The sequence below is a fragment of the Exiguobacterium profundum genome, assembly GCF_001909285.1.
GTDB lineage: Bacteria > Bacillota > Bacilli > Exiguobacteriales > Exiguobacteriaceae > Exiguobacterium > Exiguobacterium profundum.
Genome location: NZ_MRSV01000001.1, coordinates 47,277 through 70,195 on the forward strand (window position 1 = coordinate 47,277; position 22,919 = coordinate 70,195).

Here is a 22,919-nt window from a genome sequence, read left to right on the forward strand (position 1 = left end):
AGGAGGGTACATATGATGAAAAAAGTGTTTAGCTTGATGATTGTATTTCTTCTGATCACATCTTCTTTTCTCTCGACAGGATCAATCGTTGAGGCGGCCCCGAAGAAGCAGAATCGTGCTATTATGGGAGTATCGGCTTTGACTCCGCAACAAATGGCGGATTACGTAAAAAAGAAGAATCCTCGTGATGTCCGGCTAGTACAAACGTCGGTCGAAGACTTGGCGAACCTCTTCGTCATCATCGGCGCTAAGGAAGGTGTTCGTGGGGATGTCGCGTTCGCTCAAGCACTGAAAGAGACAGGCTACTTTCGATATGGTGGCGATGTACTCCCTGAACAACATAACTATTCCGGAATCGGGACGACTGGGAATGGCGTAAAAGGTCACTATTTCCGTTCACCGCATCAAGGCGTGACTGCTCAAGTTCAGCATCTAAAGGCATACGCCTCACACGATGCACTGAATACGAAACAAGTCGACCCACGCTTCCATCTCGTCAAGCGAGGCTCTGCAACGACGTGGCCATCTCTTCACCAAAAGTGGGCCATGCAGCCGAAAGGAAATTACGGGACCGAGATTCTTTCGATTTATCAAGAAATGTCGAAAATACCAAAACGTGTCGCTAAAGCAAACAGATAAGAAATGTAGGGGTGAAAGAACGTGACGTGCAAACAAGTTAGACTCGCGAGCGGAATCGCATTATTCGTGACCGGCGTGATGTTGTTACTCAAACGCTAATGAGCATTTCGGACAATGGTCCGAGTGCTTTTTTTATGACCGATATTACAAAGGAGGATATCATGAACCCTATTTCATACATACGAAACGAACAACACTGTACCATTCGTCAAGCCTCACAAGACGACGCGAAATCCCTCGCTTTCATTCGTCTGCAAATCGATCAAGAGACGGACTATTTAGACCGCGAACCTGGAGAAGGTGTATTGAGTGAGGAGGCCATTCAATTTCTAATCGATTCTGATTTGAATACCATGAATCGACTATTTCTTATAGCAGAAGCCGATGGGGAAATTGTCGGGTTTGCCCGCTGCGAAGGTAGTGTGCTCGCTCGAAAATCCCACACTGTCGAATTTGGAGTTGGAATTCTGCAAGCGCATTGGGGACTCGGTTTAGGTTCAGCTATTTTACGATATGTTCTCGATTGGGCGCGAACGGAAGGCCTTCATAAAGTCACTTTAAGTGTCGTTGAAACAAATAAAAAAGCCATAGCAATCTATGAGCGCTACGGCTTCGAAGTCGAGGGCCGATTACGGGACGATAAGCTTATTTATGGACAGCACTTCGATACAATCTTAATGGGATATCTCATTCCATCGGTAACGATACCCGAAAACAAATAACCTGACCCTCTAGCGGTGCGGCCGTCAACCGTCCACCATGCAATAAAATGATTTGGCGGGCAATCGATAGACCCAACCCATCACCTGGCGTGACCCCTCTCGAGGAATCGACACGATATGTGCGATCAAACAGATGAGGAATGGACTCAATCGTTTCAGTCGTTGTCGCATTCGAGATGGACCACTCAAGCATATCCTCCCTGGTCTGGAGATCAATGTGAATCGGACTCGGTTGCTCCGCATATTTCCATGCGTTCGATAAAAGGTTCTCAAAAGCGCGAATGAGCTGTTCTTGATCCGCTTCCATCCATATATCTGGTCTGATTGAAGTCTGTAAATGAAGACCTCGCTCATTAAACAACGGCTCCATCTCGTGGATAAGTTGCGTCGTCAATAGACTCAGGTTGAGTCTCTGTTTCTTTAGTTGCATATGTGGGGCATAGAGTCGGTTTACGTTCATCAGCTGATCTAGCAAATGTTCAAGCTGATCCGTTTTTTCATTTAGAATACGAAAATGATCTTTTTCTGCAAGCGTCAGTTCCCGATTCATTTGCAGGAGTTGCGTATAGCCTTTGATGCTCGTGAGCGGTGTCCGCAAATCGTGCGACAGGTTGGAGAATAGTTGGTTCCGTTCTTCTTCATGCGCCCGTTCCTTCTCAAATAATTCACTTAATTGAGCTGACATCCGATTCACACTCTCTCCAAGCGACGCGATTTCGTCTCGACCCTCCACTTTGACAGTTCGACCGAGGTCACCGTTTGCAATCTGTTCAATCTCACTCGATAAATACGTGATTTTTCGAAGTGTTTTCCGCATCATCAGTGAAAATCCAATAATAAAGATCAAAATAACAATGAACGTCACCCCTAAAAACATAAGATTGGACGTCAGCGGATCTGGTGTTGTTTCGTTCTCAATGTAGTATAAACTGATTGAATAGCCCATGATTAAAAAAGCAATCGTCGCAATCAATGCATTGACTAAAATGATACCAATCAACTTCACTAGCAAGCGATCCCATTGTCTCCGTCTCATAATCGATACCCCACACCCCACACCGTCTTGATAATGGTCGGTTTTCGTGGTGTGTCTTCTAACTTTTCTCGGATTTTTGTGATGTGGACCATCACTGTGTTGTCGACCTCAAATGCTGCCTCACCCCACACCGCCTCGTAAATCTGTTCGACTGTTAGGACTTGATTTGGATGACGCATAAAATAGGCGAGAATATCAAACTCTTTCGGTGTAAGTCGAATCAACATCTCATCCTTTCGACATTGTCGTGTCTGTAAATCAAGTGTCACATTTTCAAAGACGAGTGTACTCGTGAGGTCTGCTCGATCTGACCCATAATCACGATACCGTCTGAGTAACGATTTGACACGTAGCGTCACTTCAAGTGGGTTAAACGGTTTTTTGATGTAATCGTCCGCTCCAACGGAAATGCCTTGCATCAAATCCAAGTCGCTCGTTTTGGCTGTGAGCATCAAAATCGGCATAAACTGCGTCTTTCGAATCTCAATACAAGCTTCAATCCCACCCATGACAGGCATCATCAAATCTAGAATGAGCAAATCGATCGTTTCGGTCGACGCGAGGTCGAGCACTTCTTGTCCATTTTTCGCAAATCGGAGTGCATATCCTTCATTTTTTAAATAGATAGCAAGTAATTCTCGAATCGCTTCATCGTCGTCAGCGATACAGATGACGGGTTGTGAACGCATCTCTTTCCTCCTCGTTTTTCACTAGTAAACTACATTCATTTCCTCTATTAATGAGTGTAACAAACTCAGTAACGGCACTTCCTTTCCACCTTCTTAAGATTTCTTAAGAGAATACTAAAAACTCCTTACGCTTGCGAGTGAATACTAGACAAGGTAAGGAGTGAATTTATTATGGAAATGATCATACATTATGCCATGCTCGCCATCGGCATCATGTTTACCCCATTATCTGACGACGTCTTAATGATCACCCATCTGACGGTCGCGGATGATTTTGTCCCAAGTTGGCTTTTATTTGTCTCCACCTGGATTCTCTTCACGCTCACGTTCGGCTGGTTCTATTTAATCGGGAAAGGGCTTCATCGTATCCTACCCGTGCGACAACGCGAATCTCGTTATCTTAAAAAAGCCGAGGCGCTCTATCAAACATACGGGGCACGCACCATTATGATTTCTTATTTTATTCCCGGCCTTCGGCACCCGCTCCATTACATCGCCGGGTTCACATCGCTCAAACTTCGTACGTATGCGTTCTATACGACCATCTCTGCTTTCTTCTATACCGGTGCTTGGTTTCTCGTCATCGGACTGGCCAATAAAATCCCGGCGTTTCAACAGTTTCAAGACTGGGTGTTGTCCTTTTAACTTAGTGTCCTCTGTATTTCCCGAGCGCTCGCATGTTTAAGAGATATAAGACACCTGCATAAAGAATCAAACCGAGTAAATACATCCAGATGCCTGAGAAGCCACTTCCGTAAATCATGACTTCCTTGATTGCTGTCGCTCCGTAGAAGATTGGCATGACGTAACTCAAGTTCCCGAGTCCGTATGGAATCAAGTCGAGCGGGATGAGTCCTGAGAAGAATACTTGCGGGATGATGGTGAACGGAATCATCTGTACGACTTGTAGTTCCGATCGGGCAAACACCGAGATGGTCGCCCCGAAGAGTACTGCGGTCCCTGCCATGAGTAGCATCGTCAACATGACCCACGCCATATTCCCGAGCGAAGACAAGCCGAGCACATAAATCGAATAGAGCACGATGAAAATCGACTGCACGACCGCAAACGTCCCGTATCCGAGTGTATATCCTAAAATGACCTGTCCTCGTTTGATTGGGGTCATCAACAGTCGCTCGAGCGTACCCCCACTCCGTTCTTTGACGAGTGCCATCGCAGATAGGATGAACACGAAGAAGAACGAGAAGAGGGATAGGAAGACAAACCCGAACGAATCGAACGTCGACTGTCCTTCTTTCCCGTAGACGAATGACGTATCGATCTCGGCTGCGGGATTGAGCGTCGTCAACGCATGTTGAATCTCACCAACCGCCTTCGACGACTTCGTCGAAGGTTCGCGTAACGTGATGGTCGTTCCTTCTTGATTCATTTCAAACACGGCATCGACATGTTCATTGTCTTCGATATATACTTTTGGATCATCGAACGATGCCTGTTCCACTTCGAGCGTCTCGTCTTCGAACGCATCGACGAGCTGTTCGGGTGCACTGTCGTCCAGGACGACAGTCGGCACATAATCCGAGTCCCCGAGTAAGAAGTAGACGAGTGTCAAAATGAGAAGTGGCGCAATCAAAATCAAGGCGACGCTTCGTTTATCATTCAACGTCTGAAAGATGACACGCTTTGCTAAGTTACGCATGGTCACCCACCTCCTCTTTCCCAGCAATCAAGAACAGTTCTTCGACGCGACCGTTCTCGGTCTGGTCGAGCAAATCTTGCACATGGTCATAGGCGATCAACCGTCCATTATAGACGAGCGCGGCTCGATCACATTCGAGCACTTCATCCATGACGTGCGTCGAGACGATGATGGTCGTACCTTCTCTCCGAATCACCTGAAACTGATCCCAGATTTGACGACGTAAGATCGGATCAATTCCGACCGTCGGTTCATCAAGAAACAACACGTCTGGCTTATGCAAAATGGCGATAGCCAAGGACAGGCGTTTCTTCATCCCGCCTGAAAAATTGCGGACGAGCTTATTCCGGTCGTTCGTTAAATCGACAAGGTTGAGCACTTCGGTGATGCGTTCTTGGAGCGCCTTTTTCCCTAACTTATAAATCGACCCGAAGAAGGCGAGGTTCGCTTCGGCCGACAAGTCTTCGTACAAGCCATCGTTCTGCGGCATAAATCCGATTTGTTGGAGCATGTCCATGTTTGGCATCTTCGTTTCGCCGATGTGGACACTTCCTTTGTCCGGTGCGAGGGCGCCGATCATGAGTCGGATGAGGGTTGTCTTCCCCGATCCAGAGGGTCCGAGCAAACAGCAAATCTCTCCGGATGGGATGGTGAAGTCGATGTTGTCGATGGCGAGCTGGTCACCGAACGACTTGTCGACGTGTTGCAGTTGAATGTTCATTTCTGTCACTCCTTTTCGGCGCCTCCTCGTGTATACTCAAGATAATCGACACCGTGTTGGTTTATATGTTCAGTATAGTCCCCGTTCACGGTGGCAACAATCGTCAATATCGGTCATCGTGTCGGTTTTCCGACAGATGCAATGAATGTGTTGAGGAAAAGGAGAAATAATATGGAACAAACTGACTTACGCGTCATCCGAACGAAGAAACTGATCAAAGATGCCTTCTTTAGTCTCATTGAAGAACAGGGATTTGAAGCCGTCACCGTCAAGCAATTGACTGAACGGGCCGGTATTAATCGGGGAACCTTTTATAGTCACTATGTGGATAAGTTCGAGTTGATGGAGAAATGCGTCGACGAGATCTTTGAAGAGGCTGAACGGAAGTTGATTCATCATCTCCCGCACATCTTTGGAGACGAGCGAACTGATAACTCGTATCATTATCTCGTCCCGTTCATCCGCTTCATCGAAGACAATCAAATCATCATGAAGCCGCTCCTCGGACCAAATGGAGATCCGACGTTCCAGGCAAAACTTCGAAAATTTATGCAGGCTGCCTTGTTTCAGCGCTCCCCGGTAACCTTGTTTGATCCGGACAAGATGATGGTCCCGCCTCCATATCTCGTCGCCTATCTTTCTTCGGCTCACATGGGCGTCATCTATGAGTGGTTAAACAATCCGTCTTCGGAAGAGACAGCGGAAGACATCGCCCGGATTATCTATACGATCACCTATGAAGGACCGCTCGTTGCCGGCGGTGTGAATCTACGAAAATAAGGACAGGTGCTTTACCTGTCCTCCTTTGGAAAGACGACCTTCGCCGTTGTCCCAATCTGTTTCTCACTCGATAATGTAATCTCTCCACCATGTAACTGTACGATTTGACGAGCGATGGCTAGCCCTAGTCCTGAACCGTTGCGATGACGAGATGTGTCGGCCTGATAAAAGCGTTCGAACGCCCGGTCCACTTGTTCAGGTGTCATGCCTTCTCCCTCGTCTCGAATCTCACACGTGATGTGCGTCGCATCCTCTTCCACCAGAAGATGCAGTGTACTTTCTTCATATGCATATTCGACAGCATTTTGAAGTAGATTGATCCAAACTTGCTGAAGAAGTGTAGCATCACCCTTCATCACGACTTCGTCCATAGTCAAATCTAGGTTCATTCGTTTGCGTGTCATCTCTGAATCTAAGGATAAGATTGCCTCCCGGATCTGCTCACTGAGAGACAGTTCCGTCGCATGTAGACCGACAATCGTGTGGTCTAATTTCGCCAGCCGGAGCACGTCTTGTGACAAGCGCGATAGTCGTTTCCCTTCACGCTCAATCTTCGTGACATATTCACTTTGTTTTTCAAAAGGTCCTCCCCGTTTCAACAACGTGGCATACCCTAAAATCGAAGCGACCGGCGTCTTAAATTCATGTGCCATAACGGATGCCAATTCCTCATTCTTCGTTTCATTCGTTTCAAGCGTCTCGGTCATCTGATTGAACTGCTTCGCGAGCATTCCAATCTCATCTGTTGCTACGTCATGAATCCGCACCGATAGGTCTCCAGCGGTCACACGGTTGACGGCATCCGTGACACGGTCGATGCGTCGTGTCATCAGTCGAACTGCGAATAGAATGAGAACACTTGAAATGAGTGCTGTCAGGAACAAGGTCTGTAACGACACGTCACGGAAGATTGAAATCGGATTCTCGTCTGCGTTCGGAGACAACGTGACCACGGTCTCGTCGAGTAAAAAAGCGACTTGTGGAAGACGGTCGGTCTGTGACAGCACTTCACCCCGTTCTAATGTCGCTCGTTCCGAAACGCTCCATTCCGCACGGTCATAACGCATCGTCTGGGCATTCAGTGTCGCGTCATCAAAGAGGTCCAAGACCGCATCAGACGCTAGACCGTAATCTTGTGAGGCCATCTGCATGCTGTCGGCCCGGTCTACCAACATTTCTTCGACTTGTGTCTTCAGTGCATTGAACTGAAAGGTCAAAAAAATCGTGAACGTCAAGAGGATTGGAATCAACAAGAGTCCGAAGAAAATCATTAAAAATCGTCCGTAGATGGTACTAATAAATCGTTTCATCTTTTCAGCTCCAATCGATAACCGAGTCCCCACACCGTACTGATCTGAAATGCATCAATCGGCTTAAGACGCGCACGCAGTCGATTAATATGGACGTCGACCGTTCGGGTCTCACTCTCCGTCTCATATCCCCAAATCCGGTCTAACAGTTGTTGCCGGGTGAAGACTTGATTCAAATGCGTCGCCAAAAAATAGAGGAGTTCAAACTCTTTGCGAGGGAGTTCGATCGTCTCAGAAGTCGTTTCTAACGTCATCGTCGTCTCATCGAGTACGCAGTCGTTCAACTGAATCTGATGACTGTGATGAATGCGCGCTCGTCGTAACAATGCCTCAATTCGTAATTCGAGTTCTTCGAGATCGATCGGTTTCACGACATAGTCATCCGCTCCGGCATGAAACCCTCTCTTTTTGTCATTCATCGCATCGAGGACCGTCAGCATAAGCACCGGGAGCGTATACCCGGCGTCACGTAATTGTCCCGTCAGTTCACGTCCATCCAACCGTGGCATCATCACGTCGGTAATGAGCAAATCGATTGGCTCACGGTCGAGCCAATCGAGTGCTTCTTCTCCATCTTTTGCATGAAGGACACGATAACCGGCCACCGTCAAATAATCGACTAATAAACCGCCGAGCGCCTCATCATCTTCTGCGAGTAAAATGGTGACCATCTGTTTCCCCTTCTTTCTAATGGCTTATACGTTTCGCAACGCTTCAATCGGTTGCAAGTTCGAGGCTTTCCGGGCTGGGATGTAGCCGAATATGACTCCGATGATGACAGAGAAACCGAGTGCCAATCCGACGGTTGAACTTGCCAATGTAAACGGTACGCCCATGACGAGCGTCAGTCCAAAGGCGAGCAGTCCGCCAACTAAGACACCTACGAGCCCACCGAGCATCGAAAGCAGGACGGACTCAAACAAGAACTGTTGTCGAATCTTACCAGGTGTCGCACCGAGTGCTTTACGCAGTCCGATCTCGCTTGTTCGTTCGGTCACCGAAACGAGCATCATGTTCATGATCCCGATGCCTCCGACGAGTAAAGAAATCGAAGCGATGCCAACGAGGAGCATACTGAGAAGCGCATTGATTTGATCGATGGAAGCGAGCGCATCCTCAAAACTCGTTACTGTGAAGGCGTCACGTCCATTGAATGCGGTCGTCAGCTGTTGTGTCACTTCATCCTGTACGACAGCTGATGCACCCGATTCGGTATATAAGTCGAACGTGGCAATCGTCCCTTGATGAAACTGCGTCAGTGCAGTCGTCACAGGGATGACGATCGCCTCGTCTGTTGACATGGAAAATTCCGATGATGGCGCAAGCGTTCCAACGACGATGTAACGAATCCCACCAACAGAGATCTCTTCCCCGAGAGGAGAGGATGTCGGAAACGCCTCTTTCGCAATCGTTTCTCCGAGCAAGGCGACATGCGTCTGTTGATTAACGTCGAGTGGTGTCAATCCGCGCCCGGTTGCGACAACCGAATCGTCTTTGAAGAACGCTTCACTTTTCCCAAGAATGGTTTGCTGTTCCGTCTGCCCCGATACATATACATCGGTCATTTGACTCAATGTCGGGGAGATTGAGGCGACCCCCTCAATGGCTTCGAGCCGATCCATGTCCGCCATACTGACACCGGATTTCCCATCCTCTCCGATTTGAACGGTCATACGATCAGCTCCAAACGTCGCGACTTCATCGTTAATGGAATCGGTCACACCGGAAATGATCGTCATCAAGGCAATAATCGAAGCCGTCCCGATGACAATCCCTAAAATCGTCAAGAAGGAGCGCATCTTGTGACTGATGACCGTCAACCAAGCCATGCGTATATTTTCTCGAATCATCGCACCCGTTCCTCCTTTTCAATCTTCCCGTCACGCACATGTACGATACGAGTCGCTTCTTTGGCGATATCGATATCATGGGTAATCATGATGATCGTCTTTCCCTCCGCATGTAGCTCGTGAAAGAGCGCCATAATTTGACGACCGTTCGTTTGATCTAACGCACCCGTCGGCTCATCCGCGAGAAGAAGCGATGGATTCGTCACGAGCGCCCGAGCGATAGCGACACGTTGCTGCTGACCACCTGATAACTGATTTGGAAAGTGGTCCATCTTATCGCCTAATCCGACACGCGCTAACATCTGTCGAGTTCGTTCCTGTCTTTCCGCTTTTGAAGATCGTTGATAAATGAGCGGAAGTTCCACGTTCTCTCGAGCGCTCAACCGAGGAAGTAGATTGAATTGCTGAAAGATAAATCCGATGCGTTCGTTTCGAAACAGAGAAAGCTCCGTTTCGGACAATCCGGTCACATCCTTGTTCCCAAACCGGTAACGACCGCTCGAATAACCATCGAGACAACCAAGGATGTTCATGAGTGTCGACTTTCCAGAGCCGGATGGTCCCAAAATGGCGACGAACTCTCCTTCTTTCACCTCTAAATCGATTCCTCGTAATACGGTCTGCTGATTGTCACCTTCACCGTACGATTTGGTCAATTGTTCGACCGAGATGAGTGTCGTCATCATTGCCCACCTCCGATTCGTGGAGGCATCAACCCGCCACTCGTCGTCTCATCGAGTAAGAGTACTTCGGTCTCGTCTAATCCATCTTTGATCTCGACTCGACTTCCGTCTGTCAACCCAAGCTCGACCTGTTGTTTCACCGGACCCTCGTCTCCTTGCACATACACGTATGCATCCTCATCCTCAAACATGATGCTGTCGAGCGACAAGGTCTCTGCATCTTCAGCGCGATCGACGACTAGACTGCCTTCTAACGTCATCCCATTCCGTAAATTGTCTGTCTCAGGGAAAGTCACGGTCATCGCATAGCGAGCGGATGCGCCTGGTGTCGTCATCGGTTCAGCTTCCTCTGCGATGACGTCGATTGTTCCATCTACCTCGGTGTCGAGCGCCGTCACATTGATCGTCAACGCATCCCCTTCATTCACTTTGCCGATATCTCGCTCATCGACCATGAATCGACCTGTCGTCTCATCCCCGACTGCCGTGACCTGCCCCGCAAACGTGTAACGATTTTCAATCGTCTCAACCGCGACGGCTTCCGTTTTATAGTCGGTCGCATCCGGCATCAAGAAGACTCCAGCTCCTAATGTAAGGGCGAGCACACCAATCCCCATGCCCCATTTCACTTTTTTGTTCATCTTGTGTTCCTCCTTATTGTTGATATGTTAAGGATAAACACAAGTTGTAAACAAATTATAAACGCCTCTCGCGATAAACGAGAGGCGTTCACTTACGAAACGCGAACGTGCACGTGTAAGTTCCCATTTGCTTCAGTTGTCGTCTGGTATGCGTTCTGTACTGCCTCCAGATCATGCCAGGCGATGCGGTATGACTTTCCTCGCATTCCTTCAAACTCGAAGGAGAGATGTTGTAAATCCGACATACTTAGGATACGGTCAAACGGTCTACCTGGACCATCCCATTCCAGTTGGTTCGCCGAATCCTTTAATACGAGGTCGAGTCCATGCATCACTTTTTCTTTGATCAATTGTCCATCCGCGGCAACACGCATCCCGTCTTGAATATCATGCATCCGACACGATTCGATATCATCAAACGGGATGGTGATTTCATCCCCGTTCGCAAAGTGAAGTGTGATTGTTTTTACGATCATCTTAAATTCCTACCTTCATCTAGACTCCGTCCTATGCTTCTAGCCTAACTATACAAAACTTTTTCCGATTCAGGGATGACATCTTTGTGGATGTGGCAAATCCGTAAATGCATGTTCGTTTCATTTAGAAACGGGAATAGAAGAGGTAGCACTCATTCTGTTTTTTGAAAATAACACTTCGGAAAGGCGGCGAATATATGCCATCAGTGGATAAGTCGGTCATCGTCATAGGCGGAGGGCTCGGCGGATTGTCAGCAGCCATCTCACTCGCTCAAAAAGGTTACGACGTCTCACTCTACGAAAAGAATGATCACATTGGCGGGAAAGTGAATCGGCTCGAACAAGACGGATTCGGTTTCGACCTCGGACCCTCAATATTAACGATGCCCCACATCTTCGACAAATTGTTCCGCGGAAGCGGGAAACGGATGGAAGACTATGTGTCCATCAAACGACTTGAGCTCGAATGGCGCTCTTTCTTCCCGGACGATACCGTCCTCGACCTCTACCATGACCTCGAACAAATGCAACGGGCGAATCCTTCCCTCTCTCGAAAAGACATGCAAGAATATCGTGAACTGTTGAATTATGCAGCGCGCATCTATAAGACGACCGAGAAGGGCTATTTGGCCGAAGGGTTTGAGTCGCCTTTAGAAGCAGTCATGAAAACAGGCATCTTCCCGACCCTATTCGGATTCGACTTGACGTCGACGATGTATAGCGCCATCAAGAAACGGATCAGTAACCCTCATCTTCGGGACATGCTCTCGTATTACGTCAAATATGTCGGGTCGTCTCCGTATAACGCACCCGCTGTCTTAAATATGATGATTTACATGCAATATGCCCAAGGCTGTTGGTACGTCGAAGGCGGGACCCATAAGCTCGCAGAAGGTTTGACGAAGCTCGCTGAAGAGATCGGTGTGAAGCTACATACCGGAGAAGGCGTGGTTCGTGCCCATACGGTGAACCAGAAGGTGACCGCCATCGAGCTTGAAGACGGACGTCTCCGTTCTGCTGATTATTTCGTCTCGAACATGGAAGTCATTCCGTTCTATCAGAAGATGGTCGACGCGGACGAACAGTACGTCGACAAACTCGTCGATAAATACGAACCGGCAAGTTCCGGATTCGTCCTCCATCTCGGGGTGAAGAAAGCCTATCCACAACTGGCACATCATAACTTCTTCTTCTCTGAGAACCTACATGAACAAATGGATAAAATTTTTGAGAAACACGAACTTCCGGACGACCCGACAATCTATCTCGTCAACGTCAACAAGACCGACCCGACCCAAGCGCCACCAGGACATGAGAACATCAAAATCTTGCCACACATTCCGTATATCCAGGATGTGCCGTTCACGGAAGAAGAGTACGCCGCTTTTGAAGAACGTGTACTCGACAAATTGGAACGAATGGGTCTCGATGGTTTGCGTGAACATACGGTGACACGTGATGTATGGACGCCCCATGATATCGAGCGGACGTATGGATCGGACCGAGGTGCCATTTATGGAACGGTCGCCGACAAGAATCGGAATGGCGGCTTCAAACATAAGAAACAGAGTGAACTTTACCACAACCTCTACTTCGTCGGCGGAACCGTCAATCCGGGCGGTGGCATGCCGATGGTGACATTGAGCGGTCAGCAAGTGAGCGACAAGATTGCGAAACGTGACAAAGTGAAATGATTTTCTTTCATCCCTCATTCGATATGAGGGATTATTTTTTGAAACTTTTTCCAATAACCTTCCGTATATTGTGCTACGATACAAACAATCAAATAGACAAGCGGAGGAACAGGATGCATCAAATCACAAGTTATTTCTTTATGTATGCCAAAGTTGTCGTCACGGATAAAGTTCCATTCATTTGGACATTCGTAATCCCACTCGTTATCGCCTTGACGCAGTCATTTTCAGATATTCGCCAAGCAACGACAGCGGAATACTACCCAGGGCTCTCTTATTTCTGGGTGTATATTATTCTTGCTACATATGTGAACGGTGTCGGCATGGAGCTCGCTCGCATGCGCGAATACGGACTGATGAAGACGTACGTGATGATTTCCGGCAACAAACTGACATATGTCATCGCCGTCATCTTGGCGCAACTTCTATTCGCCTCCATCAGCTTAACTTTATTCACAACGGTCGTTACGCTCGTACACGGGTTCTTCTCGTTCAAGTTGATTGCAACGTCTCTACTCGTATTGATTGGCAGTATCCCGTTCGCGGTTGCCAGTGTCGCCATCACGACACTTCCAGTGAAAGTATCGAGTCTCGGGACGTTCGCGAACATACTGATGTTCCCACTCTTTTTACTGGCAATCAAGTCACCTGATCAATGGTTCAGCTTCCTCAACCCGTTCTACGCGCTTCACGAATTCGCGCTCGGGTTGCTGCATCTGACGACTCAAGTCGAGCTCTCGTTCGGAGTATGGGCGACATTCCTTTCCATACTTGGTTACTTCATCATTGGTGCGATTGCGTTGAAACGCTTCAGTCTCGTCTCACTCATCACACGCTAGGAGGTTCTTATGCACGTAAACCAACTCACTTATCGCTATCCGAAAGCGGCACGTCCTGTTCTCGATGATGTCTCGTTCACACTGCAATCGAATAAACTGAACGTTTTGATTGGACAAAATGGTGCTGGGAAGACGACCCTGTTTGATTGTATGACCGGGGCACTTCCGGTCGACAAGACATCACTCGAACTCGTTCCAACGACGGACATGCTCTATTTGACGCAACTCATGTACAACCATCATGAGTTGACGGGGAAAGACTTCGCCTATTTCATCGGACGTTTGTCGCAACGTCCCGACTTCAAGAAACTCGAATCGTATATGAATAACCTTTCAACTTCTCGCGAACAAGAACTGTTCGAACATCTATGGACGATGAAGCTCGGGAAGATGTCGGTCGGGGAGAAGAAATGGCTCTTCGTGACGCTCTTATCTTCAATCAAACGTTCTCTCTATTTATTTGATGAGCCGACGAGCGGGGTCGACCCGGCATCCCGCATTCAAATCATGCGCCGTCTGCAACGCCTCGTCGACGAAGGCAAGACATGTCTCATCTCGACACACCAATTGCACGACTTGGCTCAGCTCGATGCTCACGTCATCTTCCTACACGATGGACGTATTTTATATGAAGGGGACTTTCAGGATTGGCTCAAAGAATCCGGAACGACCGATCCGGACGAAGCGTTCGTGCGAATGGTCGACACACCGCTCGATGATGTCGCGGTGACACGATGAATGACTCCTTTTGAGAACGACACCGGTTCACATTCTATACACTCGGGATGGTCGTCTGCGGTCTTCTCGTTGCCGATGTTCTCATGAAAAAACTCAGCCTCTGACGCGTGTCAGGGGCTGAGTTTCTGTTCTCGATGTGCGCGTCGTAATTCCCGATTCGTCACATGCTCCGGGTCCGCTTCACGCAGTTTACGGTCCATCGACACGTACAAGATGAGAAGCGGAATGATGCCAATCAATGCGACACCGAGTAGTTCTTGCATCGAATCGAATACGAACCACGTGAGGAAGGTGAATACACCAAGTGACACAAACATGGCGACGATGATTTGAAATTCTCGACGAACGAGACGTTGGTATTCCTCGTCTTCGTTAAATGTACGTAACGACTTCATCCGTCGCCACGCTTGATAAAGCATCGGCAATTGGGTCACGAGGAAAGAGAAGGCAACCGTCGTCACCGTGACACCGTTTATGACCGAAACAACGAGAAAGAGAAACAGGCCGATGATGCCAAATAGTGTGCTGATCCCTCGTGCATCGAGATCCTGTTCGACCATTTTGGGGAGACGCTCTTGTTTATTCATCACGCTTCACTTTTTCGTTTTTTCCGTTGCAGCTGGACATGACCGAGTTCAACACCCGTCACGTGTAACGGATCGATTTCTTTTAATTTACGGTCGAAGCGAACACTTAAAATCAACAAGCTCAGGATTCCGATAAAAGCTGCGATGATAAATGTAAGTAATGTAATCCATTCAAGCTCTACACTGGCAATCAGCATGAGAAGAAGGAGCGGCTGAGCAAATTTAGATGCAAACTCGGAACGCACGAGTTGTTGGTAACGTGTGTTCTCATTAAATGAAAGAAGTAACTTTTTGCGATGCCAAGCGTGATACAGGAGCGGAACTTGTCCAACGATAATCATTGGTAACAATAAGAGGATGTCTGTCTTCCAAAAATATAAAAAGAAGAGCAACATGACGCCAATTAAAGGAATCACCATTTGTCTCTTTCGTTTTTCATCATCTTTCAACATCTGTTCTAATCTAACTTCATGGTCTACCATCGAATCCCCCTCGTGTGTGTTCTTTATTTTTCTATACGGAAACTATGCTCGATTAGTTTCATCCTCTACGCTTCTCCCGGTTCATCAATCCCAACAAACTCTCGACCACATGCTCGTCATCAATCTTTAGAATTTTCCAGTCAATCCATGACTCGAGAATGAGACAACTCGCAATCAGCGTCGCACAGCCAAGGCTTAACGTATCAAGCGATATGTACTTCAGTGCATAGAGCGCCATCATCGATATGACACCAATCAAGAGAATAAACTGAATCATGCCTTTTAGATAAATAAAGCGCTGGTACGTGGATGAGTCATTGAACTGTAAAAACAACTTGATTTTATGCCAGGTCGCTACCAGAAGCGGCATCAGCATCGCCGCACAAAAGATGAACAGGGACAGGCTCATTCTTGAATCATTTAACATTAACCAAAGCGCTGTCACTACTCCAATGATGATCACTAGTAGCGGACCTCTTTTAGTCCATGCTTTGTCGTACAAGTATTCCATTCGTTCTTCACGTAACATCCAACACCCCTCCAAAAGTAAAAAACATCCAATTTATCGATATCTATATCTTAACAATCTATAAGCAAACTTTCGAGGTTTTCCCATTAAAAAGGAAAAAGCATCTGACGATTGTCAGATGCTGATTAATTTGAATGCCGGCGAAGGAGTCGGAATAAAAAGATTCCAATCATCGTCAACAACCCTAAGTTTAGAATTGTCCATCCCATGTCCATCACTTGTTGCATATCATTACCCCTTCTATCCTGTTCTTCTAAATTATACATGTCTTTTCAAAAAAAGATTCGGTCAAATTGTTCTTTTTATCTTTTTTTCCTAATGAGTCAAAAGTTTTGGTTACATCTGGTCAATCAACGGAATAGAAGTCAACGGTGATGGACCCGATCTGTCATACTCAACTGAATCGACAGCAGCATGGACAAACTTGTTCAAAACGTGGAACTTCTTTTTAACATTTAACTCGCTCGATTCATCGACGCGCGAGTTGGTTTTACCTTTCCACTCAACTGAAATACGAGCACCCCACCAACGATTAACACAATCCCGACGAACGTTTTCCATGTGAACGGGACGGCCGTCAATCCGAACCACCCTAACGTATCCCAGAGGAGCGCGAATAAGATTTGAGACACCATAACGATTGAGATCGCGTAACTCGGCCCGAGGCGCTCAACCCCTTGCGTCACACTCATGACGACCCCGACGCCGAGGATTCCGCTGAACCAGTACCATGTCTCCATCTCCTCTACTCGGAACAAGCCACCACCTTCTTGAAACAACCCAATGAGTAGCGATGCTAAAAATCCAAGACAGAGAACGAGCGTCGTCGTCGCCCATGCTCCGACACGCTTCTTGACGTTGGCGTTAAACGTGTTTTGCACACAGACGAGCATCCCGCCGAAGATGGCAAGCATCATTCCAATCGCCATATGTCTCCCCTCCTATTCATAAATGCTCTCCCCGACAATCTCCAACAAACCTTCCCGATCGACGAGCGTGATTACCCGCCGATTTCGTTCAATCAATCCTGCCTCAACGAAACGCCGGAGCGTCCGATTCACATGACGATAACTCGTCCCAATCAAATCAGCGATATCCGTCAATTGGTCGACAGTCGAGCCGAGTGTTTGGTCATTCGGCGTCATCGATAACAGATAACTCGCCAAGCGCACTTCGACAGGGTAAAACAAGTTGAAGCTGAGTGATTGAGATTTTCGTTCAAATTTTCTTGTGATCTCTTCTAATAAATAGTGTAACCACGCAACATCATGGTGGGCATGTCGAACCAAATCCTCGAAGCGAATGACAAGCATCTCGACTGACGTGACCGCCTCGACCGTATTCAAAAACGGGGTCCGCTGAATATATTCGATGTCCCCGATCAAATCGAGCGGATATTTGAAGGAGAGGACGAGGCGCTTCCCGGTAGCGGAAGTATGGGAAACGCGAATCTTCCCCTTCACTAAGAAACGGAGATGTTCTGCTTCATCACCTTGCGTACAGATGACGTCCCCCGGCTCGTATCGGACGAGCTGCAATTCGTTCTGCGCAGCGACAGGTAAGACAGTCAATTCAAATTGCTTCACATACGCGTCAACCATGCACGTTTCCCCCTACCATTTTAATAAGATGACCCCCGCAATCATCATGAACACACCAATCAACTGAGCCCCGTTCAACTTCCGTCGCACCATTCCGAACCATCCTCGCCAATCGATGACGAGCGCGAGCGCCAGTTGCGCAATGAGAAACAACGAGATTGTCATCGTGACCCCGAGTTTATGGACGGCCGTCATATTACTAAATAAGATAATCGCCGCAAATGCTCCTCCCGATAAATAGAGCGGCTTCACGTGCCGCATCTCGACATACGTGCGGTCCCGGAGCACCAGCATGACGAGGAGCGCGACGACGAATCCAGTGAATTGTGTCAACGTCGCCGCTTGCCACGTCCCAATCTGTGAACTGATTCGGGCGTTAGCGACACTTTGCAACGTGAGAAAGAATCCCCCACTCATGGCGAACAGCACTCCTCGCATCGTTCTCCCCCCTTAAGATAAACGAATCAATACAATCCCAATCACCATGACAACCAGACTGATGAGTTGTACCACGGTGACCGGATTTTTCTTCGCGCCGAACCAACCGAAGCGGTCGATGAGCAAGCTACCGCATAACAGTCCGACGATGACGATGATGACAGCGATCCCTGTCCCGACAATCGGTACGATGAGGACGTTTCCTCCGATGAAGAGCGCCCCGATGATCCCACCGAGCCAAATCCACCACGGTTGACCTTTCAGTTGACCGAGCGGAACTGGTTGGCGTGAGACGAGTAAAATGAGTAAGAGCGCCAAGGTTCCGACAACGAAAGAGACCAATGCCCCTTTCAGAGCCGATTCGAGCACTGTTCCCAAATAGCCGTTAATGGCCGTTTGCGTGGCACTCATCATCCCTGTGAAAATCCCGAACAGTCGCCAAAGGTTCAGATTCCCCGTGTCCGTTTCCATGGAGACGACCAGTTTGCCTCTTCGGCGGTTGAGCCAATCGGATAAGGCGACCGTTCCGATGACTCCGAACAAGACGAGCACGACTCCGAACAAACGAAGCGCCGTAATTGGGTGTTCTACAGAATTGAACCAACCGAAATGGTCAATCAACAACCCCATCAAAATCTGTCCAAAAATCGGCATGATGACCGTCTGGACACTCCCGAGTCTTGGGAACAGCAAAATATTTCCCGTTAAGAACAAGACCCCTAACAGTCCGCCAATCCACATCCAACCCGGACCTTCCTGAATCACCGAGCCGTCAAATCCGAATGACTGTCCGGTCAATAAGAGCAATAAGGACAAAAAGATCGTCCCGACAGTAAACGATAAAAAAGATGCAACGAACGGGGAGCCGACCACCTGACGCAAACGTGAGTTGACACTCGTCTGCATCGGCAATAAAATCCCAATCGTCAATCCAATCATAATAGCTAACATGAATGTCTTCCTCGATTCTTCTAGTAGTTCTGTGTACATTGTCAGCTTACGCCTCCGTACCGAAGAAGAAAAGGACCGATGTCCTCAAACAAAAAACGAACCCTTCTCAGGTGTTCGTTTTGGACTCACGGAAGCGTTGATCGCGCGCTTCACGCAATTCTTTCCCTCGTACATGATGCGAATCGAGTGATTGTAAGTTTCGATTGATGACATAAGGTGCCAGAATCGACATCACACCGATTCCGAACAGCCCGGCAATCGCGACGACGGGAGACAACGAGTCGGCATAATAGGCAGCCAATAAGCTGATGGTCAATACGAAGCAGAGCCACTGGATGCCAAAGTCTGTATACACCAGACGTTGGTAACGCGTATCCTCGTTAAAGGTCAGGAGCAGTTTTGTTTTCCGCCACTCGAAACAGAGATACGGAAAGAAACTGATGAAGACGAGGAGTGGAGCGTAGAGTTTGGACTGCGTGGCAATCACGAGCGTCATCACAATTGTCGCGATGGCGATGCCCCACCCCCAACGCCAATGACTGTCATCTTGCTTCAGCAATTGTTCAATTCGCTTTTCTTTCGTCAGCATATGTACTCCTTTCATACGAACGGTAGTGCTTTGTCACCTCATCTCGTGTCGGTTGCTCCGGGTCGGCTTGTCGCAATTGTTGGACGGTCTGATAGTGCGTCCATGCTAACATGACGATGCCTAGACCGAAGATGACCCATGCGACAGGTGCAATCTGGAGACGACTGAAAAGAATTGCTGCTGTGACCGCTCCAATCCAGTAAGAATAGAGGCGATACAAACGTTTTGTCAGCAAGATGCCTCGACCCACCGTGAAAATCTGTAAGACACGTCCTTCTTTGATTGTCAGCCTTATGAGTAGGGCAGCCGTGAGGACCGAACCGATTCCCCATATCCACCATGTATCAAAACCGAGCACAAAACTGTTACAAAAAATAAGGGCTCCCGTGAGCCAAAGGTAGAGGGTTTGTCGTGACTGCCGATATCCTCCGATTACTTGAATCCGTTCTTTCTTTGTCATGAATCTTTACGACCTTTCCTTGAAATATCATCTAACGTATGTTTCAAACGTTCCCGGTTTGACCGAGCCCACTCGCCTGATGTGACGTGGTGCTTATCAAACTCGGACTGTTTTCGATCAATCCAAAGTGGAATCAATATGAGACACGGACCGCCAATCAGGAGCGTCCAACTCATCCACGGTAAGATATCGATTCCGTTGAAATGCAACCCAATCAAAATCACAAACCATATCAAACTCATCAACATGACAGTAAAATCAATCCGCAACAATCGATGATAGCGTGTCGATTCGTTGAAGGATTGCTGCAGTTTCATCTTGTTCCATTCAAGCCATGTCGTATAGAGAAGTGCGACACCGGGTAAAAGAATGCTATACGGACTCCATGTCGAAAGAAAATAGATGGATACGCCTAGCATGATTACGCTCACGATGATGTTGAGACGAGTATATCGTTTCTCAAACTGTTCAATTCTTTCAAATCGCTCTGCTTTGTCCACGGTATCACCTCAGTCTTTCACGAAGTCGAGTTTGATTTCGCGGCGCATCGGCTGTTCTTCGTCATACTGCGGCATCTGCCGGTCGAGCATTTTCTGTGCGACTTGCAATAAGATGACCCCGCCTAAGAAGACGACGAAAAGCGACCATGCCGGCCAGTTAATCAAGACGATTAATGGGAAAAGAATTGCCAACAAGACGAGGAGTCCCATCTCCGACACATACTGCCAATCGATGATGCGCTTGGCTTGTTCCACACTGGTCAACTTCCTGACGAAGCGCCGCTCTCGTCCGATGGCGAACAACATGCCTGCTAATGTGACCCCTAATGGAACGATATACTTTGACGCACCGTCAGATTGCAGTGCAAGAAAGACGAACATCCCAGTCAGACCTGCCAGTCCCATTCTCCAAAAGAGCCAACGCTGTTGATAACGATAAATCGTATTAATCCGTTCTTGTTTGTTCATCTTGATTCACCTCTTCTTCCACTATACGGGATGAACACGATAAAAGTTCCGTTATTTTACATTTTCGTACCGAAGTCATGCTTCTTGACGATATGAATTTCTCGCCTTATAGTTTAGTTAACTTAACTATATGTTGAAGAATGGAAGTAAGAGGTTATTAATATGAATTTATTGAAGAATACTCGGTTCGTATTCACTTGGTTATCCGGAATGACGCTCACGCTAGGGTTTTCGATTTTCTTCTTGAGCGTCTCATGGTTGACGATCGACGTGTTGAAGCAACCGGCACTCCTCGGAATTATCTTGACGGCGGTCTCGTTGCCGCGTGTCATCATGATGGTGTTCGGCGGTGTGTTCGCTGATCGATTCCAAAAGAGTCGCTTGTTATGCTTAACCAATATCGGACAAGGCGTGTTGATGTTAATTGTCGTCTCGCTCCATTTCGCTGACGCGTACTCGGTGACAGCCCTCTTGATCATCTCCGTATTGTTTGGTCTTTTAGATGGCATGTCTTACCCGGCACTGTCATCACTTATGCCTTCAATCGTATCAGGTCAACAGTTGCAACGGGCAAACTCCCTTTTCCAAGGGTCGCTCGAGTTGATGTTCGTTATCGGTCCGTTTCTTGCAGGAATCCTACTGACGTGGGGAAGTTTTGGTCTCAGTTTCGGCACGTCGGCTGCATTGATTTTCCTCTCCGCGATTTTGATCATGCCACGTCTGATTCAAGACAATATTCCCGAGGTCGCTCCACTCACAGCGAAAGATGTACTCCTTGATTTGAAAGAGGGCATTCGTTACGTATCGCAGACACCTGTGTTACGTAGTGGGACGTTCGCCATTGCCATCGTCAACTTGTTCGTCATGGGACCACTCATCATGAGTATCCCGATTCTCGTTGGTGCGGTCGGAGGGACAGCATTTGATTTGAGTATCATCGAAGGCGGGCTCGCTGTCGGGACATTTGTTGCAAGCTTCCTGATTCTATTGTTACGGTCGGTTCATCGTGGACGCTTCGTCTTCCGCTCCCTGTTCCTGACACTCGGCGCCTTCTTCCTCTACACGCAAGTCCAATCGATTCCGCTTCTCGCGGTCGCGGCTTCTATGAGCGGGTTTATGATCATGCTCGTCTACTTGCCGACGGTCACCATCATGCAGGAACAAAGCGACTCTGACAAAATCGGGCGTGTCATGAGCATCATGTCGCTCGCCGCCTCAGGCCTGGAACCGATCGCGTTCGCCATCTTATCGATTCTCGTTGCCTTGTCCGTGCCGATTCAAACGCTCTTATTGGCATTTGGTATAATCGGATTAGTGTGTGGTGTCCTCTTATATCTCCGGAGCGAAACGTTCCGGCGGACACCGTAAAGAAAGGATGAATGACACGTTGAATGAAACACGAAAACAACAAGTCCTCACGATGTATCGCCAAATCGATGAGCTCGACTTGCTGTTCACGAAATATTTCACGGAACTGAACGAGTTCGAGCTGAGCTATCAACAAGAACAGATGCTGCTTCTCTTCAAACGCCAAGAGACGTGGACGACGACAGAGATTGCGACGAAGATGTCCATCTCCAAAAGTGCTGTCAGTCAGGTGCTCAAAGTGCTCGAGCAACGCGACTTCGTCATGCGGGAAAAGAATCCCGAGAACCTTCGAGAAAGCTTCATCCGACTTGGTCCGAACGGCCTGGCGTACTCGAAACAAATCGATGCGATTGAAGAACGTCTCGCTGAGGAGATGTTCTCCGTTCTCGAGGATGATGAGATGAAGATGATCAACCGCTCGCTCGCGTTGATGATTCAGAAATTCAAATGAAAAAGACAAATCGCCGC

30 protein-coding genes are annotated in these 22,919 nt (G+C 47.9%); 9 read left to right on the forward strand and 21 right to left on the reverse strand.

Annotated features, from left to right (window positions below):
• The first annotated feature begins 15 nt into the window (after window positions 1-15).
• Both BBB58_RS00240 and BBB58_RS00245 read left to right on the forward strand, forming a co-directional pair.
• On the forward strand, window positions 16-639 hold the full coding sequence (locus BBB58_RS00240) for a glucosaminidase domain-containing protein (RefSeq protein ID WP_244150650.1): 624 nt from the start codon (window positions 16-18) through the stop codon (window positions 637-639).
• 161 nt (window positions 640-800) lie between these two features.
• On the forward strand, window positions 801-1,361 hold the full coding sequence (locus tag BBB58_RS00245) for a GNAT family N-acetyltransferase (RefSeq protein WP_074034746.1): 561 nt from the start codon (window positions 801-803) through the stop codon (window positions 1,359-1,361).
• On the opposite strand, the gene BBB58_RS00250 is transcribed toward BBB58_RS00245, so the two are convergent.
• The gene (locus tag BBB58_RS00250; RefSeq protein WP_074034748.1) at window positions 1,327-2,397 is read right to left on the reverse strand and encodes a HAMP domain-containing sensor histidine kinase; all 1,071 of its coding nucleotides are present in this window, start codon (window positions 2,395-2,397) and stop codon (window positions 1,327-1,329) included. The two genes, BBB58_RS00245 and BBB58_RS00250, sit on opposite strands and share 35 nt — an antisense overlap.
• Window positions 2,394-3,086 (reverse strand): response regulator transcription factor, encoded by a 693-nt coding sequence (locus BBB58_RS00255; protein WP_015880656.1) that lies wholly within the window; start codon window positions 3,084-3,086, stop codon window positions 2,394-2,396. Before BBB58_RS00255 ends, BBB58_RS00250 begins: the two co-directional genes overlap by 4 nt.
• A gap of 171 nt (window positions 3,087-3,257) precedes the next feature.
• On the opposite strand from BBB58_RS00255, the gene BBB58_RS00260 reads away from it, so the two are divergent.
• Window positions 3,258-3,731 (forward strand): DedA family protein, encoded by a 474-nt coding sequence (locus BBB58_RS00260; RefSeq protein WP_074034750.1) that lies wholly within the window; start codon window positions 3,258-3,260, stop codon window positions 3,729-3,731.
• A gap of 1 nt (window position 3,732) precedes the next feature.
• Here the strand turns inward: BBB58_RS00260 and BBB58_RS00265 are convergent, their stop codons facing one another.
• Window positions 3,733-4,746, reverse strand: a complete 1,014-nt coding sequence (locus BBB58_RS00265) for an ABC transporter permease (RefSeq protein ID WP_074034751.1) — start codon at window positions 4,744-4,746, stop codon at window positions 3,733-3,735.
• Window positions 4,739-5,467 (reverse strand): ABC transporter ATP-binding protein, encoded by a 729-nt coding sequence (locus BBB58_RS00270; protein WP_015880653.1) that lies wholly within the window; start codon window positions 5,465-5,467, stop codon window positions 4,739-4,741. Before BBB58_RS00270 ends, BBB58_RS00265 begins: the two co-directional genes overlap by 8 nt.
• A 171-nt stretch (window positions 5,468-5,638) precedes the next feature.
• Between BBB58_RS00270 and BBB58_RS00275 the strand changes: the two genes are divergently transcribed.
• A complete protein-coding gene (locus tag BBB58_RS00275) occupies window positions 5,639-6,247 on the forward strand; it encodes a TetR/AcrR family transcriptional regulator (RefSeq protein ID WP_084543010.1) in 609 nt (202 codons plus the stop codon).
• Between the two features lie 11 nt (window positions 6,248-6,258).
• Here BBB58_RS00275 and BBB58_RS00280 read toward each other — a convergent pair whose 3' ends face one another.
• From BBB58_RS00280 to BBB58_RS00305, 6 genes are all read right to left on the reverse strand, one after another.
• A complete protein-coding gene (locus BBB58_RS00280; RefSeq protein WP_074034752.1) occupies window positions 6,259-7,557 on the reverse strand; it encodes a HAMP domain-containing sensor histidine kinase in 1,299 nt (432 codons plus the stop codon).
• Window positions 7,554-8,228 carry a response regulator transcription factor gene (locus BBB58_RS00285; RefSeq protein WP_074034753.1) on the reverse strand — a complete coding sequence of 225 codons (675 nt, stop codon included), beginning with the start codon at window positions 8,226-8,228 and terminating at the stop codon, window positions 7,554-7,556. Before BBB58_RS00285 ends, BBB58_RS00280 begins: the two co-directional genes overlap by 4 nt.
• A gap of 24 nt (window positions 8,229-8,252) precedes the next feature.
• Window positions 8,253-9,407 (reverse strand): ABC transporter permease, encoded by a 1,155-nt coding sequence (locus tag BBB58_RS00290; protein WP_074034755.1) that lies wholly within the window; start codon window positions 9,405-9,407, stop codon window positions 8,253-8,255.
• Window positions 9,404-10,090, reverse strand: a complete 687-nt coding sequence (locus BBB58_RS00295; protein WP_084543011.1) for an ABC transporter ATP-binding protein — start codon at window positions 10,088-10,090, stop codon at window positions 9,404-9,406. The genes BBB58_RS00290 and BBB58_RS00295 overlap by 4 nt, the downstream gene beginning before the upstream one ends.
• Window positions 10,090-10,731 (reverse strand): efflux RND transporter periplasmic adaptor subunit, encoded by a 642-nt coding sequence (locus BBB58_RS00300; protein WP_074034757.1) that lies wholly within the window; start codon window positions 10,729-10,731, stop codon window positions 10,090-10,092. The genes BBB58_RS00295 and BBB58_RS00300 overlap by 1 nt, the downstream gene beginning before the upstream one ends.
• Before the next feature lie 92 nt (window positions 10,732-10,823).
• Window positions 10,824-11,207 (reverse strand): hypothetical protein, encoded by a 384-nt coding sequence (locus BBB58_RS00305; protein ID WP_074034758.1) that lies wholly within the window; start codon window positions 11,205-11,207, stop codon window positions 10,824-10,826.
• A gap of 197 nt (window positions 11,208-11,404) precedes the next feature.
• Here BBB58_RS00305 and BBB58_RS00310 point away from each other — a divergent pair, with 197 nt between their 5' ends.
• The 3 genes from BBB58_RS00310 to BBB58_RS00320 all read left to right on the forward strand — a co-directional run bounded on the left by BBB58_RS00310 (window position 11,405) and on the right by BBB58_RS00320 (window position 14,478).
• Complete coding sequence (locus tag BBB58_RS00310; protein ID WP_074034759.1) at window positions 11,405-12,901, forward strand: phytoene desaturase family protein; 1,497 nt, start codon at window positions 11,405-11,407, stop codon at window positions 12,899-12,901.
• Window positions 12,902-13,014: 113 nt separating this feature from the next.
• A complete protein-coding gene (locus BBB58_RS00315; protein ID WP_074034762.1) occupies window positions 13,015-13,740 on the forward strand; it encodes a hypothetical protein in 726 nt (241 codons plus the stop codon).
• A 9-nt stretch (window positions 13,741-13,749) separates the two neighbouring features.
• The gene (locus BBB58_RS00320) at window positions 13,750-14,478 is read left to right on the forward strand and encodes an AAA family ATPase (protein ID WP_074034764.1); all 729 of its coding nucleotides are present in this window, start codon (window positions 13,750-13,752) and stop codon (window positions 14,476-14,478) included.
• A gap of 110 nt (window positions 14,479-14,588) precedes the next feature.
• Here the strand turns inward: BBB58_RS00320 and BBB58_RS00325 are convergent, their stop codons facing one another.
• The 11 genes from BBB58_RS00325 to BBB58_RS00375 form a co-directional block, all read right to left on the reverse strand.
• On the reverse strand, window positions 14,589-15,065 hold the full coding sequence (locus tag BBB58_RS00325; RefSeq protein WP_074034766.1) for a hypothetical protein: 477 nt from the start codon (window positions 15,063-15,065) through the stop codon (window positions 14,589-14,591).
• A complete protein-coding gene (locus tag BBB58_RS00330; RefSeq protein WP_015880640.1) occupies window positions 15,065-15,547 on the reverse strand; it encodes a hypothetical protein in 483 nt (160 codons plus the stop codon). Before BBB58_RS00330 ends, BBB58_RS00325 begins: the two co-directional genes overlap by 1 nt.
• A gap of 58 nt (window positions 15,548-15,605) precedes the next feature.
• Window positions 15,606-16,076 carry a hypothetical protein gene (locus tag BBB58_RS00335; RefSeq protein WP_015880639.1) on the reverse strand — a complete coding sequence of 157 codons (471 nt, stop codon included), beginning with the start codon at window positions 16,074-16,076 and terminating at the stop codon, window positions 15,606-15,608.
• A gap of 455 nt (window positions 16,077-16,531) precedes the next feature.
• Window positions 16,532-17,005 (reverse strand): DMT family transporter, encoded by a 474-nt coding sequence (locus BBB58_RS00340; RefSeq protein ID WP_074034767.1) that lies wholly within the window; start codon window positions 17,003-17,005, stop codon window positions 16,532-16,534.
• Between the two features lie 12 nt (window positions 17,006-17,017).
• Complete coding sequence (locus tag BBB58_RS00345; protein WP_015880636.1) at window positions 17,018-17,677, reverse strand: Crp/Fnr family transcriptional regulator; 660 nt, start codon at window positions 17,675-17,677, stop codon at window positions 17,018-17,020.
• 12 nt (window positions 17,678-17,689) lie between these two features.
• Window positions 17,690-18,115 (reverse strand): DMT family transporter, encoded by a 426-nt coding sequence (locus tag BBB58_RS00350; RefSeq protein ID WP_015880635.1) that lies wholly within the window; start codon window positions 18,113-18,115, stop codon window positions 17,690-17,692.
• A gap of 12 nt (window positions 18,116-18,127) precedes the next feature.
• Window positions 18,128-19,066: a DMT family transporter gene (locus BBB58_RS00355; protein WP_074034769.1), complete on the reverse strand. Its 939-nt coding sequence runs from the start codon at window positions 19,064-19,066 to the stop codon at window positions 18,128-18,130.
• Window positions 19,067-19,172: 106 nt separating this feature from the next.
• Window positions 19,173-19,655, reverse strand: a complete 483-nt coding sequence (locus tag BBB58_RS00360) for a hypothetical protein (protein WP_015880633.1) — start codon at window positions 19,653-19,655, stop codon at window positions 19,173-19,175.
• Window positions 19,630-20,115, reverse strand: a complete 486-nt coding sequence (locus tag BBB58_RS00365) for a hypothetical protein (RefSeq protein ID WP_074034771.1) — start codon at window positions 20,113-20,115, stop codon at window positions 19,630-19,632. The genes BBB58_RS00360 and BBB58_RS00365 overlap by 26 nt, the downstream gene beginning before the upstream one ends.
• The gene (locus BBB58_RS00370; protein WP_015880631.1) at window positions 20,112-20,615 is read right to left on the reverse strand and encodes a hypothetical protein; all 504 of its coding nucleotides are present in this window, start codon (window positions 20,613-20,615) and stop codon (window positions 20,112-20,114) included. Before BBB58_RS00370 ends, BBB58_RS00365 begins: the two co-directional genes overlap by 4 nt.
• 9 nt (window positions 20,616-20,624) lie before the next feature.
• Window positions 20,625-21,083, reverse strand: coding sequence for a hypothetical protein (locus BBB58_RS00375; RefSeq protein WP_074034772.1), 459 nt, complete (start codon window positions 21,081-21,083; stop codon window positions 20,625-20,627).
• 162 nt (window positions 21,084-21,245) lie between these two features.
• On the opposite strand from BBB58_RS00375, the gene BBB58_RS00380 reads away from it, so the two are divergent.
• Window positions 21,246-22,451 carry an MFS transporter gene (locus tag BBB58_RS00380; RefSeq protein ID WP_074034773.1) on the forward strand — a complete coding sequence of 402 codons (1,206 nt, stop codon included), beginning with the start codon at window positions 21,246-21,248 and terminating at the stop codon, window positions 22,449-22,451.
• Window positions 22,452-22,470: 19 nt separating this feature from the next.
• The gene (locus BBB58_RS00385) at window positions 22,471-22,902 is read left to right on the forward strand and encodes a MarR family winged helix-turn-helix transcriptional regulator (protein ID WP_074034775.1); all 432 of its coding nucleotides are present in this window, start codon (window positions 22,471-22,473) and stop codon (window positions 22,900-22,902) included.
• The last annotated feature ends 17 nt before the right edge of the window (window positions 22,903-22,919 follow it).